General features: G+C 48.9%; 12 protein-coding genes and 1 pseudogene. 1 reads left to right on the top strand and 12 read right to left on the bottom strand.

Annotated elements, in window-relative coordinates; all coding sequences use genetic code 11:
- Positions 1-11: 11 nt before the first annotated feature.
- From tnpC to U2F10_RS19720, 12 genes and pseudogenes are all read right to left on the bottom strand, one after another.
- Positions 12-1,502, bottom strand: coding sequence for an IS66 family transposase (gene tnpC / locus U2F10_RS19775; RefSeq protein ID WP_499870809.1), 1,491 nt, complete (start codon positions 1,500-1,502; stop codon positions 12-14).
- Between the two features lie 63 nt (positions 1,503-1,565).
- Positions 1,566-2,672: a restriction endonuclease subunit S gene (locus U2F10_RS19770; RefSeq protein WP_499873111.1), complete on the bottom strand. Its 1,107-nt coding sequence runs from the start codon at positions 2,670-2,672 to the stop codon at positions 1,566-1,568.
- Between the two features lie 4 nt (positions 2,673-2,676).
- Positions 2,677-2,844, bottom strand: coding sequence for a hypothetical protein (locus tag U2F10_RS19765; protein WP_499873110.1), 168 nt, complete (start codon positions 2,842-2,844; stop codon positions 2,677-2,679).
- Positions 2,845-3,064: 220 nt separating this feature from the next.
- Positions 3,065-3,670 carry a hypothetical protein gene (locus U2F10_RS19760; RefSeq protein WP_499873109.1) on the bottom strand — a complete coding sequence of 202 codons (606 nt, stop codon included), beginning with the start codon at positions 3,668-3,670 and terminating at the stop codon, positions 3,065-3,067.
- 3 nt (positions 3,671-3,673) lie between these two features.
- Positions 3,674-5,095, bottom strand: coding sequence for a class I SAM-dependent DNA methyltransferase (locus U2F10_RS19755; protein ID WP_499873108.1), 1,422 nt, complete (start codon positions 5,093-5,095; stop codon positions 3,674-3,676).
- Positions 5,096-5,348: 253 nt separating this feature from the next.
- A complete protein-coding gene (locus tag U2F10_RS19750; protein ID WP_499873107.1) occupies positions 5,349-5,768 on the bottom strand; it encodes a type II toxin-antitoxin system VapC family toxin in 420 nt (139 codons plus the stop codon).
- Entirely contained in the window at positions 5,768-6,064 is a 297-nt protein-coding gene (locus U2F10_RS19745) for a type II toxin-antitoxin system Phd/YefM family antitoxin (protein ID WP_499873106.1), read from the bottom strand. Before U2F10_RS19745 ends, U2F10_RS19750 begins: the two co-directional genes overlap by 1 nt.
- Before the next feature lie 520 nt (positions 6,065-6,584).
- Positions 6,585-6,995 (bottom strand): IS200/IS605 family transposase, encoded by a 411-nt coding sequence (gene tnpA / locus U2F10_RS19740; protein WP_499873105.1) that lies wholly within the window; start codon positions 6,993-6,995, stop codon positions 6,585-6,587.
- A gap of 527 nt (positions 6,996-7,522) precedes the next feature.
- Positions 7,523-10,520: pseudogene (gene hsdR / locus U2F10_RS19735) on the bottom strand (type I restriction-modification system endonuclease).
- A gap of 193 nt (positions 10,521-10,713) precedes the next feature.
- Positions 10,714-11,808 carry a hypothetical protein gene (locus U2F10_RS19730; RefSeq protein WP_499060551.1) on the bottom strand — a complete coding sequence of 365 codons (1,095 nt, stop codon included), beginning with the start codon at positions 11,806-11,808 and terminating at the stop codon, positions 10,714-10,716.
- Between the two features lies 1 nt (position 11,809).
- Positions 11,810-12,811, bottom strand: coding sequence for a hypothetical protein (locus tag U2F10_RS19725; protein WP_499060552.1), 1,002 nt, complete (start codon positions 12,809-12,811; stop codon positions 11,810-11,812).
- Between the two features lie 175 nt (positions 12,812-12,986).
- Entirely contained in the window at positions 12,987-13,469 is a 483-nt protein-coding gene (locus U2F10_RS19720) for a VanZ family protein (RefSeq protein ID WP_499060553.1), read from the bottom strand.
- Between the two features lie 14 nt (positions 13,470-13,483).
- Here U2F10_RS19720 and U2F10_RS19715 point away from each other — a divergent pair, with 14 nt between their 5' ends.
- Positions 13,484-14,476, top strand: coding sequence for a M28 family peptidase (locus U2F10_RS19715; protein WP_499873104.1), 993 nt, complete (start codon positions 13,484-13,486; stop codon positions 14,474-14,476).
- Positions 14,477-14,529 lie beyond the last annotated feature (53 nt).

Below are 14,529 nucleotides of genomic sequence, written 5' to 3'. Positions count from 1 at the left end.
CGTAACCGTCCCTAGCGTTGATCTTGTGGAATCAACGAAGGAGGCTCTTTTCCAGTTCGTGCAGCCAAGCAGGCATGAGCGAGGAAATCAAGCATATCTCTGCCCTGAGCCTTGAGCGAGGCAGTGACGGTCAACAAGCGTGCAACAAACTGACTACCGTGTTGAGCTTGAGAACCAAAACTGGTTTTCCGCCAAATCACCGCTGGCCGCAAGGCTCTTTCAGCCGCATTATTGGTGGGTTCAACATTTCCGATGGCAACGAAGGTCCATAACGCAGGTTCGACCTTGAGCAACCGACGACAGGTTCTGACGGTCTTCGCCAACGGAGATTTTTCATGAGGGTCAATCGGTAGTGAAGCAGCCTCTTCTAACGTCGTTTTGAATCCTTGCCGTAGCTGGGTGACTTGACGGATAAACTGCTCACGGGACAACGTGTTATTTTTCAGTTGATGCCACCACCGAAACAGCCGACGCTGGCGACGCAGCAACGCTTTCCCAATCTCGTGAGAAACACCCATACGCTCTGTCATTGCTGTTAAGTCTCGTTTGAGATGAGCCCAACACACTTGCCGATGGTCTAACGCAATCCAGTTATAGGCACTGTAGCGGTCAGAGGCCACGATACCTTCATAGGATTCACCAATCAGACCTTTTGCGGTCTTCTGAGACCGACTCAGAACAACCTCAAAAAAGCTCACTAGGGGTGTCACCAACACCCATAACCATCCTTTCGTCTGCTTGGGATTTCGACCATCCCGATTCCCTTGAGGAAAACTGGTTTCATCACTATGGAGCACTGGCTGGGTGTGAACATAGTCCTTGGCAGCGGCCACGGGTACGCTGAGGGCGTCGCTCATTTCATTGCGCAAGCGACCGACACTCCCACGAGAGAGACGAACGCTAAACAGGTCCGCCATGAGCGCGCACACTTGACGATAGCTGTGACGATACGGGCCACTCAACAGCATCACGATTGCACTTAATCGTTCCCCATAGCCCAAGGGCGATACCCCTGGCGGTAAAGCCGCTCGGGTAACCTGACCACAGACACCGCAACTGAGTTGATGCAGGCGATATTCAATCACCATTGGCTCCATCGGCGGTAGTTCGATTTCTTGATGACGGTGGGGATGACTATCGTGACCACTCAACGGTGCACCGCAGTCTGCACACGTCGACGGCATCACGTCATGCACCTGGTCACACTCGTCGCTGGGTTTGAGTTTACGAGCCTGACGGGGTGACGATCTTGGTTGGCCTAGTGGAGACCGCTTTTTATATTTCTTTTTACCGTCTGAAGGCTTGCTGAATCCATCACTCGAAGGGGGTTTTGATGAGTTTTGTGAGGTCTGATTCAATCGTTCTTCTAACTGGCTTAAACGCTCATCTTGTTGCTTCAAGCGCTCGCTAAGAACCAGCACCAATGCACGGATACTTGCTGGGGTTGCCTCCCAGTCCGCTCTTGGTACCTTGACTCCAGCAATTTCGATCTCTTCACTCATGCCACCAACTTAGCGAAGCTCACGTACGACGGACCCTAAGATTTCTTTATTTTCCTGGGACGGTTACGGTTTACCCATGATTAATGCATATCCAACTGAGGCTGTTCGAGACAAACACACAGTGCCCCTAGGTAGTAATCTCGCAGCTGAGTTTTCGAGTCCTAATTCATTGGTATATTGAAATGTAGATGTAATTCTTTGACCGTGATTTTCACGAGCATCTTGGATTCCTATCCAAGGAATATCTCCTCCCCAATACTCTGGATGTTTTCTACTAGGCGTGTGACCGCTCTCAAGGCGCGCGATTTTAAGCAAGTGAACTCTTTGCCAAGTAGAAGGGATATTTGTTTCAGGATCTCCGACACTCAATGCTGCACGCCCTGGAATAATATTCGTAGTTGCAGCTCTTCCTGTAGATTTACCCTGGATCTTTTGTTTGGATAAACTTTGAAGAAGTTGATTAATAGTTTCCACATCGGGATTCTGTGCCCGCCAATCTGCGGTCAGGTCGCCCCGAAATGCGGCGGCGAGGACGGACTGCCGAAACTGGTCGAGCAATGGGGGGATGGCGTCGAGGGCTACGCGGGCTTTGCAACTGCGGGTGGTTAGGGCTTCGATTTTGGTGACGATGCGGTGTTGCTCGTTGAGGGGAGGAAGGGGAATTGGTGCTGTTTTAATATCTGTTGCACTAATATGTGGTAACTGAGTGCCTGTAGCTTGTCCTCCTATATGGGTAATAAAAATCCAACTTCTCAAAAAAATTAATAGATAATCTGACAGCATCGCTTGCGTCATCTTAAATCTCCCAACCCGCTGAAGTAGGAGCGCTGGTAGATCTTCTGCAGACAAACGAGCAATCTTAAGACCACTAGAAATTAAAGGTCGGTCCATCGCGATCACGATATCGTCCTGTTCTAGTCTGTACTCACTGAACTCTAAGATTCTCTCTTCAGGAAGATAAGCAATATCTTCCCATCTCAAACCCCCAGGAACTATATTGGTTCCCCTCAAGAGCCTAATTCCAGAATCACTAAACCATTTGCTCTTGAACGCATACCCACACTGTAGTTCAGATACATCGGCAAGCAAAGCCCTCTCCCACAGAGATGGTAATTTACCCAAATCAATTTTTGCGGAATTTTCAAGTGCTACTTGTCGACGACTTGCCATTCAATTAATTACTCCAAGTTGTGCTCTCATCTGCTGTAATTTTTAGTTCATGCAGTAACAGATGAAAACTGCCCAATCGCGATAAGGGTTGCTCAGGGCTTTCCTCCCTGAAACCCTCCTGTTCGTGGGGGCCTAACTCCCCCACACCCCCCGAGAGTAAGTTGTCCTTCATGGCAAAAATTCAGGTGAGGTGTGAGTTACGGCGAGGTCAGGGTAAAGGTTACGAGTCGATGTCGATACCAAATTCAAATTTATTAACCCCATTCAAAATAGATCATTTCGTAGGGGCTGTGCCTTGTGCCAGCCCCGCAACACCTAACGCCATTGCCAACCGCCCCATGCAGGGTAAACACGGCCCACCAACACCGTTGGCTGAGCGAAGCCGAAGCCAATCACCCCACCAAAATCCCCACCAATACCCGCACCAAATCCTCCACATCATCCGGCACCTGATATCCCCCAATATCCTGAGTGATTAATTTCTTCTGTTGATCCAACACCCCAAAAAGCCATAAATTCCCCATCGTTACCGCCCCATAAATCGTTGACGGCGCATCATCCACCATCGCCAAAGCAATCATCTCCACTGCCAGTTGAGTAAACCCTCGGGTAAGATCATCCCGCTTTGCCTCAACCACAATCACCTGATGTTGCGCACGAATTAGATAATCTAAATTACCCTGTAACCAATTACTAACCTTTAACGAATACTCAAATCGCAAAACCTGATGACAAAGTGTGGCAACGCGCGTCAAAACAGGGGCGACCAATACCTCACGCTTGGCACTTTCGCTAGTTAGCTGTACATAGGGCAGTGTTTCCTCAATTTGGGTCTTAAGCTGATCGAGACCAGATAATGTCTTATCGGTTTTGGTTAAACTCAACCGTTTTTGAGTATAGCTATAGCCAAATTCTGCCAACACCTCATCCGTATCGTAAGGCATCTCAAAATACGAACGAAACGTGTAGCTGGCATCTTTATCCAATAGTTTAGGCATCGTTTACTCCTCCAGCAACACGCTCAACGCTCCCATTTCCGTCATCGCCACCCGTAACTTCTCCATTATCACTGCTGCAATTTCATCCGGCTCAGGTAAATCCTCAGCCGATTGCAAACTCTCATCCCGCAGCCAGGAAATATCTAAATTCTCCCCCCGTTCCTGAATAAACTCTCGACTAAAGCACCGAAACCGCCCCTCTTCTCCTTGATCGCTCCGGGAACTCCCCCCATTCGCATCCTCCCCGTAACAGGTTTCAAACTCCTCAAAATGCTTCCGCGTCAATGGGTTCCGCTTACCAAAGCTGGGCATATTCGTCCGCAGATCATAGACCCACACCGTTTCCGTATTACCCTTCTCCGTCTTCCCCCGCTGAAAGAACAGCACATTCGTCTTCACCCCTGGCGAGTAGAAAATCCCCGTGGGCAATCGCAAAATCGTATGGAGATTGCACTTATCCATCAGGTCAGCCCGAATCTTTTGCCCCTGCCCCGCTTCAAACAGCACATTATCTGGCAGTACCACCGCTGCCCGTCCCCCAGGCTTCAAACTGCGATAAATATGCTGTAAAAAGGCTAGCTGTTTGTTGGAGGTGGGATAGGTAAAATCATCTCGCGTGGGACTGCCGCCACCTTTTTTGGTACCAAATGGGGGATTGGTCAAAATCAGGTCGGCCTTAGCCAGCCCAGTTCCATCGGACCCTAACGTATCTCCTAGAGTGACCGTACTTTCAATGCCGTGGAGCATCATATTCATCAGCAAAAGTCGATGGGCATCCTGCACCAGCTCCATGCCAAAAAACGCCTGCTGTCGCTGAAAAGCTTGCTGAGGCGTATCGAGATCAAACAATTCATCGGTACGTTTCTTAATGTAACGATCTGCTGCAATCAAAAAGCCGCCGGTCCCTGCTGCCGGGTCCTGCACCAGCTCCCCCGGCTGGGGCTGCATCAGCGCCACCATAGAGTCAATCAAACAACGAGGCGTAAAGTACTGTCCCGCCCCTGATTTCTTCTCTCCTGCATTTTTCTCCAAAAGTCCTTCATACAGGTCTCCCAGCCCTTCTTCTTTAGCTGAGTACCAATCCAGCTCATCAATGCTGGTCACCAGTTTTTTGATAATGCGCGGCTGCTTCAAAGCCGTCTGAGCATTGGCAAAAATCGCCTGCACCCGCTTATTGACGCCACTGCGCCCCAGGTCCCGTAGCAGATCCCGATAAAACTCCAGCTGTTCAATGCCATCTAGCGCCACCAGATCACCCCAGCGCTTCCCCTCCGGCAGCACTGTCTCCTGATCGGTTTCCTGCATCATTTTCAAAAACAGCAGGTAGGTCAGCTCCGTCACATATTGCAGGTAGGTAATGCCATCATCCCGCAGGACATGACAAAGGTTCCACAGCTTAGCGACGATATCGGAGGTAGCATTCATAGGCAGTAGCGTGTTTAACAGCGTTAGATTACTCAGGCCAAGACTTCATACCATGCGCAATCACATCCCCTCTCGGGATGGGTGCCCAGAGGGCGGGGTGCCCAGAGGGCGGGGTGCCCAGAGGGCGGGATGGGTTGATCGCTAGGGCTATATTCCGAAACCCACCCCAACACCCTCTTCCAGGAGGGACTCCCTCCCAGGAGGGAAAGACGTATCGACTTTTGCACTGCGCACTGCATTAAATTCCCAATCATTATTCAAACCAATTGGTAATTTGCAAATCCTGGAAATATTGAAAATCATCGGTATTCCGGGTCACCAGAGTAAGGCTATTGGTGGTCGCGATCGCAGCAATCTGCCCATCCACATAGGGCGGTGTTTCTCCCGCTTGCATTAGCCTCGTTCGCTCAAGCGCATGCCATCGCGCTGCCGTATCGTCATAGGGTAAAACCTCCAGCACACCGTCTACACTTTGCTGCATATAGGCTTCTATCTCCCGCCGTTTTTGAGACTCTGACAATCTCAAATAACCAACCATCACCTCGTGATAAGAAATAGACGCAATGGCAAACTGCCCACTGTTTTCTGCTAGCTGCTGCATGACCCGATCATTCGGACGACGCTTAGTTGGTTCTGACAGAATATTGGTATCTAACAAAAAACGAATCGCCATTACCACTCAAACGGTTCTGGACCAGGGGATTTGTCCCGCACAGTGGCCATAATTTCTTCAAACTCGCGATCGTCTTCGTCCTCATCGCGAGTATCTAAGCCAAACTTTTCCCGCCAAACCAGGACAGATTGCCAAAAATCTTGCTTGGGTTTATGCCAGCGGTCATATTCCTCGGCAGAAACCAACACTGCCACGCGCTGCCCCCGACGGGTCACTTCCACCGCCTTGCCTTGCTCGGCTTCGTGAACTAATTGGGTAAAGCGATCGCGCGCCTGAGCAATAGAATACTGGGTCATAGATGGCTATCTAAATGGCTATCTTAGTATAGACCAGAGGTTGGTCAGTGACGATGTGAATTAGTTAATTTGTATTAATTTATTGCAACGGTTGGCAAATTGCGTATACCGCCCTGCACTCAAAGTGTCAGGGCTAATCAGATCAAAACCCGCTAAAGGGGTTCGTCATTACAAGGTGCTCTCAAAGTGCAAAGAGGGTCTTGTCGCTTCAGCGACAGCATTCAATTAGCGCGGGGTTTTGAACCTGGCGTGGGATCATGGAACACATCCCGCATGGGCATATGCATACAAAACGGTTGGCAAATTGTCTATACCGCCCTGCACTCAAAGTGTCAGGGCTAATCAGATCAAAACCCGCTAAAGGGGTTCGTGATTACAAGGTGCTCTCAAAGTGCAAAGAGGGTCTTGTCGCTTCAGCGACAGCACTCAATTAGCGCTGGGGTTTGAACCTGACATGGGGGAATGGTACATAACCAAGAGATGCATTTGCGATCGCACCGTCATAACCAACAACCATTCATTATTTGCCTTTTGTTTGCTCAAGCACATCAATCACAGAACCCACTTTATGATGTTCTTTTTGATGTCGAACATATTTGACGGCTCTATCAAGTTGTTTACGGCCTAAAGAGAAAACGCCATACTCCTTTTGCCAGCGAAACTTATCAGCAATAGGTACCCGTTGGTTGAGGGTATAAGAACTTCCTCCCTTTAGCTGCTTCACTACTTCTGTAATTGCGAGGTTTGGGGGAATAGACAGAATGAGATGAATATGATCCTCTGTTCCTCCAATTGCATAGGAAATACACCCCAGTCTGTCAGCTCTACTCCGAATATCTGGATAGAGTAGTTGCTCATGGGCTTCTGTAATCAACGGTTCACGATTTTTAGTGGCCCATACAAGATGATAGTAGAGCTGCCAAAGCGACATCGCACAAGAGTTTGAGATCTGATTATCTTTTGAGTATTCCCTTGTCGCTTCAGCGACAGCACTCAATTAGCGCGGGGTTTTGAACCCGGCGTGGGATCATGGAACACATCCCGCATGGGCATATGCATCCAAAACGGTTGGCAAATTGTCTATACCGCCCTGCACTCAAAGTGTCAGGGCTAATCAGATCAAAACCCACTAAAGGGGTTCGTCATTACAAGTTGCTCTCAACTTACAAAGAGGGTCTTGTCGCTTCAGCGACAGCACTCAATTAGCGCGGGGTTTTGAACCCGGCGTGGGATCATGGAACACATCCCACATGGGCATATGCATATAAAACGGTTGGCAAATTGCGTATACCGCCCTGCACTCAAAGTGTCAGGGCTAATCAGATCAAAACCCGCTAAAGGGGTTCGTCATTACAAGTTGCTCTCAAATTGCAAAGAGGGTCTTGTCGCTTCAGCGACAGCACTCAATTAGCGTGGGGTTTTGAACCCGGCCTGGGTAAGCGCCTCCCTAACGATCAATCAGTTTGATTTACTATCCGCCGACCACAGTGATTCATTAATTGCACTCAAAACCTGTTCTAACTTACCCTGAAACACTTTATTGATTCGCTGAAACCCTCCCTGGGTCTTAAATGCCCCCTGTTTTAGAGTTTCCTTATCCACCACATACTCCTTTTCCAGTTGCTTATTACCAATTCTCTCCAACCATTTCCGCTGCGGTGCCGTCCATTTCTGACTGGCCAAAATCTTTTTCATCGCCTGTTGCACCCGCTCTCCATAGGGAACTAATGGGTCTCCCAAAGCCGCCTGCCGCACATAGCCAATAATCGACGCGGCAATCTCCTCATTCGTCTTATCCCGCCAGGCTGCTTTAAGCATCGTTTCTGAATACCCAGCTTTCGACAACTCTATACGCAGGTCCTTAAGCTGCTGACGAGTCAGATCACGGGGTCGCTGGGTGACGACTATCAAGGCCGGAATTTTATTCTGATTATCCTGAATAAAGGCTTCAAAACTCTCTAAATAATCCTCAGGTTTACCATACTCAGTGCCATCTTCTGCCACACCATAGCCCTGCTCCACTCGCCGTAGTTCATCAGCATGGTAAGACACCAGCACCGGCTTACGTCCACCATCCCGTCGATCTAAAATCTCAGCGATCTGCTTCCGTTCTTGCAGCCAGTGTGCTGCATCTGCTGGGCTAGATTGCCTCAGATGATCCACTACCTCATCAACAGACATATCCGCCAGGCTTTCAATGGTTTCTTGCTGGTCAGCACTCAGATGACGCTTTTTTCGTTGCAACTTGGCAACAATCTGATCCAAAATCTCCTCCACGGCACTGGTATCCGTCACACAGACTAGTTCATCTACCAATTGACCAAAGGAAATCTTGGGGTTTACTACCACCGGCTTCATACTTGAAAAGTTCTCGATGGCTTTGTACAGGCCCACTGGGTCAAAGATTCTAAAAAACTCTTTGTCCAGATCATCACAGAGACGAGTAGCCCGCCCCAGCATTTGTTCGTATAAGATTCTTGACTTGACCCGCCGCAGAAACACCAGATTACAAATGGCCGGTACATCAATCCCGGTGGTCAACAAATCGACAGTCACGGCAATCTTGGGACTGACCTCGTTCTTATACCGTCGAATCAGTTCTAGAGGTTTATCTGACGCTCCCGTAATCTTTTTGACATCATCGTCATCAATGCTGCCATACCGATCTGTCAGAGATTTCTTCAGCAAATCTGTTACCAAATCAGCATGGGCATCATTCACACAAAAAATCAGCGTTTTACCCATCTCCGGGTCAATTTCATCCGCCAAAAAGTCACATACCACTCGATTAAACTCTTGGGTGATTACCTGCCGGTTAAACTGTTCCACCTCCACTCGGATTTCATCCGGTGCGTGGATCAAGTCCAGCTGCCCAGTTTTTGGATCAATGTATTGAACATTCTCACCTGCCTGCCAAACAATATTGTCTTCAGCCAGGGCTGTTACGGGTCGAATGGGGGGCTCATGATCAATCAGATAGCCATCAATCACTGCTTCCCGATAGCTATATTTGAAAACGGGCTCACCAAAGATTTGGGATGTATGCAACGCAGGCGTAGCCGTTAAGCCAATCTTGACCGCATCAAAATACTCTAGAACGGTGCGGTATTTTGAGACATAGTCTTTGAAGTCTCGAAAAGTGAGTTCATTGTCACTGAGCTCCCGATCCAGCAAATACCCCCGGTGGCACTCATCCACCACGATGCAATCATACTGATCTGCCGTTAGGGGTTCGGTCTCATCGCTGGGGTACAGTATGCGTTTGACAAAGCTCTGTACCGTGCCAATATGCACCTTTGTATCCCTTTCCGGGGCTGCATCCTTTAGCTCTTTGATTTCAAAGATTTTGGCAAACTCCTGCAAACTTTCCATGCGAGTATCTTTGAAGGCATTGGCAGCCTGTTCTCCCAGGGCAGTGCGGTCCACCAAAAATAGGATGCGCCGAAAGCGCTTGGTCTTGAGCAATCGATAGACCAGGGCAATACAGGTTTTGGTTTTACCGGTGCCCGTTGCCATGGCCAGCAACAGATTGCGCTGATCTTGGGCCAGGGCTGCTTCTACTGCTCGAATAGCCCGAATTTGATAGTGCCGTAGGTCAAAGCCGTAGTTAAATTGCTCCTGAGCCAGTTGCGTCTGGGCCTGATCGATATCCTGGGCCAGGGTATCGATCAAACCGGCTGGGCTATACCAACTGCGTAAGGGACGTCGCAGGTTTTCTGGACGACGGACATCGCAAAACCAGATGCCGCTCTTAGTTTCAAGTTGGGGCAAAAACTCTCGGCCATTGGTGGCAAATACAAACGGCAGCTTGTAGTCTCTCCAGGGACCACCGGGTGGGGCTGTCTGGAATCCCCGGCTATAGCGCTTGGCCTGGTCTACTGCCCCAGATACATCTTTACTTTTACGTTTGGCTTCGACGGCTGCGATCGCATCCAACCCCACAAATAAAATATAATCAGCCCGTCCATTAGCATTGGGCCATTCAGCAATGGCTAGATTTTTCCCTTTCTGGGGACGAGTGCCATTGCCATAGGTCAATGTTTCCGTATCAACCTCCCAACCCGCCTCGCGCAATTGCGCATCAATTAAGCGATGAAACCAGATACCTAAGCTACCGAGCGTATTTCAGATGGCTCAGTGCGGCCCCATGTTCGCCATAGCTACCGTGGGTAGCCCGATTACCCACCTTCCGAATTTCATGAAAAAGTTGGGTGGTTTGTCCCGTAATTGCTCCACGATTCTCTAACCGCCGCAGGAGTTCAAATTGGCTTTCATCGGGGTCTTCATAGAGACCAACCGTAGCAGCTACCAACTGAGCCAGTTGCTCCCCAAACTGACGCAGCTTAATCAGACAGGTGTTCGGATCGTTTGCAAAATAATTTTCAGCTAGCGTACCCAGCCTGACAAGCGCTAAGCTATGAACCTTGAGAAATGCAAAATTCCTAGAAACCTGCATAGGAATGGCCCTGACTGCGGGGATGATGGGGAATTAGCTCAGGTTTAAGGTTCCCTTGTACGAACAAAAACTTATCAATATCAATAGGTGTATCTATCCATTTTTACAGGCGAGCTACTCCACGTCAGAATGATGCAACCAGGGAAATACAAGGATGCTGCCGCATTCGCAAAATGTGCCGCTACCGACTAGACTATTTTCCCTTCATTTGGGTTTTGGCCTGTTCCATTGCCAGGGACTTAAACGCCTCAAAGGATTGAATAGTTGATGCGCCTTCAATGGCTTTCACTGCCAAATCCTGAACTTGTTTTAGGGCTGCCGCCAGCTGTTTCGATAAGGTCTGAATCCGTTCCTCACTGGTCGTGATCGTTTGTTCCAGGGCCTGAATCCTCAGTTCATACACACGCTTAAAGCCATCCAATTCCTTATTTCGCAGATCTGCTGCTATTTTTGTCTGGGCACTGGCTGTTTGTTCTCCTTCTGCCTTGGCCTGCTTGATGGCCGTTGCTTTCTCTTTCTCAAAGGCTTCGACTTGAGCCTTTAGCTTGGCAAATTGTTGTTCTTGGAGAGCAATGGCTTTTTCCCGTTCTGCCCACTGTTCCTCCAGGGTTTGCTTAGCCTCTGCAAGATCCCTGTAGCGTTCCTCTTGAGCCTGATCGTATTCCGTCTGCGCTAAACTGCGCTGGAGATTGAGAGTATAGTCATACTCTTCAGCTTCTCGCTGACTGGTTTTTTGCTGTTCTTCATCCCGCTCTTTCACAGAACGCTTATGCTCCTCCTGCTCCTTTGCCCAGGACTGTTTCAGATTCTGTAGTTCATTTTCGAGGGTGTCACTCCTTTGATTAAAGTCGGATTCAAAGGCTTTACTGTTGTCTTCACAGGTTTGGATTAGGGTATCCAGGGTATCGGCTTGGATATCATCTAAATTGTGCAAAGCCTCCAGTTGCGACAGTTCCTCGGCAACGGCTAACCGGAGAGCCTGTAGTTGAGCCGCTTTCGAAGTCAGCTTTTCGGACAACTCACTGACGGCACTACCAAATCCCCCTTGTAACCCAGCCAGGGTGCTAATGGTGGCTGTCATTTTGTCCTGTGGTTGATCGACGGGCTGCTGGCTCATTTTTTTCACAGGTTCAGAGGGTTTTGTCTCTACAACGGTTGTGGGACGTGCCTTTGGCTCTTGCTGTAGTTTGTCGAGCTGTTTTTCTAGCTTATTTCGTTCTTTGAGCAATTCATTATAAGCGTCTAGAATCTGTGCTTTTGTATTTCTATTCGTTGGTATATCGGTCATGCTAACCTCCTCTTTCTTGAGAATCAGCCGTGGAAGATGATTTTTCAAACGCTTTTATAGTCAGCGTGTGGGATTGTTGCATGGTCTCTTGCAATTGAGTATTGATGCTTTCAATTTGCTGAGTTTGTTCTTGAATTTTCTGCTCCAGTGATTGAATCGTAAACTCGTAGCCCTGTTTGGTGGCTTCCCACTCCTTCTCCAGCAGTTCGGCTTGCACGTCTGCATTTTGCTGTACGGCAGTCGCCGCATTTTCTCTCGTTACTTCGACTAGCTCACTAAGTTCAGCTGAGAAGACATCTACACGCTGTTGATAGTCATCTAAAAGGGGCTGATTCTCCTCTAGTATTCTCTCTCGCTCAGTCCATTGCCGATCGTTGACTTGCCCAGTGTCCTGCAATTCTTTTTCTTGATTGCGGCGTGTCTCGTCAAACTCATTGGCATCAACGGTTTGCTTGCGTTCTAGTTCATATTGATAGTCTGCTTCTTGTCGCTCTCGTTCTTTGGTTAACCGCTCTGTCTGCTCGCGCACGGTCTGCTCAAAATCGGCTTGATCTTTAGCCCAGTGCGATCGCACTTCAGTCATTTCTTTTTCCAGAGCCGCTTGCTGTTCAGTTTCGGTTTGCTCAAGGCTTCTGAGTTTGTCCTGATGCTCTTGGGTCAGCAGATGGAGGGTGTCAGCCACTACGCGAATTTGCTTCAGAGTTTGTAGATGACGCGTTTCGATCTCAATGGCCTGATCCAATTCCCCCAGCTTTAAGGATTCAGCGGTTAATTTTTCTGATAGCTCAGTTACAATGCTGCCAAACTCCAGTTGTAGATCGGCTAGGCCTTTAACAATACCGTCAACAGTATAGGCAGATGCCACAGCTAGCATCTGTGCATTTTTGGCAGCTGCAGCTTCCTGCTCTTTTGTGGCAATTCGGGACCCTAGCTTTTTGCGGTCTGCAAGAATTTTCTGGAAGGCCGCTAAAACCTGTTCATTACTATCCTGCGATGCAACCATCACGATGACTCCAGCTGACGCATCATTGGACTAATTCTTGCACCGATGGGTCCATGCAGCAATGCAGATCCTGATTAAACTTAACTCTCGCCGTCTATCAAAGTTATTTATAGCGTACATGTCGAAGGGCACACGGCGGTGCGCCCCTACGGTGGATATGCTTTTTAACAAATCTCTAACTGCGTTTTCCAGGGCCTTGGGCCAGAAAATAGCCCAACACGACACCGCCTAAACTGCACACCAAATCGAGGGAATCTAATGTTCGATAGGGGGATAGGCCTTGCACAATCTCTTCTGCCGTCATCGCCAAGCTAAACAGCACTGGGAAAATGGGTAAATATCGTATGCCTTTGAAGTGACGTCGATTTAGCACTCGATGGCCCAAATAGCTGGCTAGCGCATAAAGCACCACATGGCCAATCTTGTCGTAGTAGGGGATTCTCCCCAGTAACTTGAGCGGTAAATTATTGGTGTAAGCGGCCCACAGAATCAGTAAAAATAATCCACCATAGCCCACTGCTAGCCAAACAACATGGCGCTGGTTAGACTGACCAAGTTTCGATGACGTTTTCATAAAATAGAAATAAGCTGCTGATAGACGGTTTTCAGTACCGCTATCTACAGTGGGCAGCATCTCCATATCGGATACATCAACCACACTTGATATAGGTTATGGGCAATCAATTTAGGCATCGAGTAGGGCTGTGGCTAAGTGTACTGACCTTAGCCGTCGGCATGTTTATGTTTTATGAGGTCTCCTCCAAAGCCCAACCCCAAGGCCTCATGGTGGATAGCGGGCGGTTGCGATCGCACCTTCAAACCCTGGCCGCTGAACGCTACACCAACATTGCCCTGGCCCGCACCCGCACCTACTTGATCAAAGAACTCCAAAGCTACGGCTACGAACCCAGCACCCAAACCTTCGGCTCTGGCGATAGTGCAGGCACTAATCTCAGCGTTATTCGCCCAGGTACCCAAACACCGGAGCAAAAAATTCTAGTCGGCGCACACTATGACTCAGTGGCAGGGTCCCCCGGCGCAGACGACAATGGCAGCGCTGTCGTCACCGCGTTAGAAATTGCCCGACTGTTTGCCGACTACCCCACCCATAAAACCCTACAGGTCGTCTTTTTTGATCAGGAAGAGTTGCAGCCAGAAGGAGCTGGTCTGTTAGGGAGTAATGCATTTGTTAATGATGCCGCTAACCTTGATGGGTTAGCGGGTGCAGTTATTCTAGAAATGCTAGGGTACGCCTGTTATGAAACCGGCTGCCAAACCTACCCACCAGGGTTAGAACAACAAGATTTACCATCCACAGGAGACTTTATTGGCGTGATTGGTGATACCGATCATCCAGAACTGTTAGCGACCTTTGCCACTGAAACTGAGACTAAGCCCGCCACTTCATCGGACTCATCCCTCAAGGCAGTCACATTACCAGTCCCCATCGGAGTACTGCCCTTTATGCCAGATCTGTTCCGTAGCGACCATGCCCCCTTCTGGCTAAAAGGCATTGGAGCCGTCATGGTAAGTGACACCGCTAACTTTCGCAACCCCAACTACCATCAAGCCAGTGATACTGTCGATACCTTAGATTTGATGTTTTTAGAACAGACGGCCAACTACATTGTTGATCGAGTCACAGGCCTACTGCAAAACAACTGACAAGAGCCTGAACTCCCCATATCACTTCCTAAAGCCGCTTTAGAGAATGAACC

Origin of the sequence: Leptothoe sp. EHU-05/26/07-4, from assembly GCF_043421015.1 — a bacterium.
GTDB lineage: Bacteria > Cyanobacteriota > Cyanobacteriia > Phormidesmidales > Phormidesmidaceae > Leptothoe > Leptothoe turfae.
Note: the sequence above shows the minus strand (reverse complement) of the source record. Positions and strands in the feature narration are given on the sequence as shown.

What these genes read in the sequence shown, in the direction of transcription:
- U2F10_RS19730 (WP_499060551.1), bottom strand. Translation starts at nt 11,808, where the DNA reads ATGACCGATATACCAACGAATAGAAATACAAAAGCACAGATTCTAGAC.
- U2F10_RS19760 (WP_499873109.1), bottom strand. Translation starts at nt 3,670, where the DNA reads ATGCCTAAACTATTGGATAAAGATGCCAGCTACACGTTTCGTTCGTAT.
- U2F10_RS19765 (WP_499873110.1), bottom strand. Translation starts at nt 2,844, where the DNA reads ATGAAGGACAACTTACTCTCGGGGGGTGTGGGGGAGTTAGGCCCCCAC.
- U2F10_RS19770 (WP_499873111.1), bottom strand. Translation starts at nt 2,672, where the DNA reads ATGGCAAGTCGTCGACAAGTAGCACTTGAAAATTCCGCAAAAATTGAT.
- U2F10_RS19755 (WP_499873108.1), bottom strand. Translation starts at nt 5,095, where the DNA reads ATGAATGCTACCTCCGATATCGTCGCTAAGCTGTGGAACCTTTGTCAT.
- tnpC (WP_499870809.1), bottom strand. Translation starts at nt 1,502, where the DNA reads ATGAGTGAAGAGATCGAAATTGCTGGAGTCAAGGTACCAAGAGCGGAC.
- U2F10_RS19750 (WP_499873107.1), bottom strand. Translation starts at nt 5,768, where the DNA reads ATGGCGATTCGTTTTTTGTTAGATACCAATATTCTGTCAGAACCAACT.
- U2F10_RS19725 (WP_499060552.1), bottom strand. Translation starts at nt 12,811, where the DNA reads ATGGTTGCATCGCAGGATAGTAATGAACAGGTTTTAGCGGCCTTCCAG.
- tnpA (WP_499873105.1), bottom strand. Translation starts at nt 6,995, where the DNA reads ATGTCGCTTTGGCAGCTCTACTATCATCTTGTATGGGCCACTAAAAAT.
- U2F10_RS19715 (WP_499873104.1), top strand. Translation starts at nt 13,484, where the DNA reads ATGGGCAATCAATTTAGGCATCGAGTAGGGCTGTGGCTAAGTGTACTG.
- U2F10_RS19745 (WP_499873106.1), bottom strand. Translation starts at nt 6,064, where the DNA reads ATGACCCAGTATTCTATTGCTCAGGCGCGCGATCGCTTTACCCAATTA.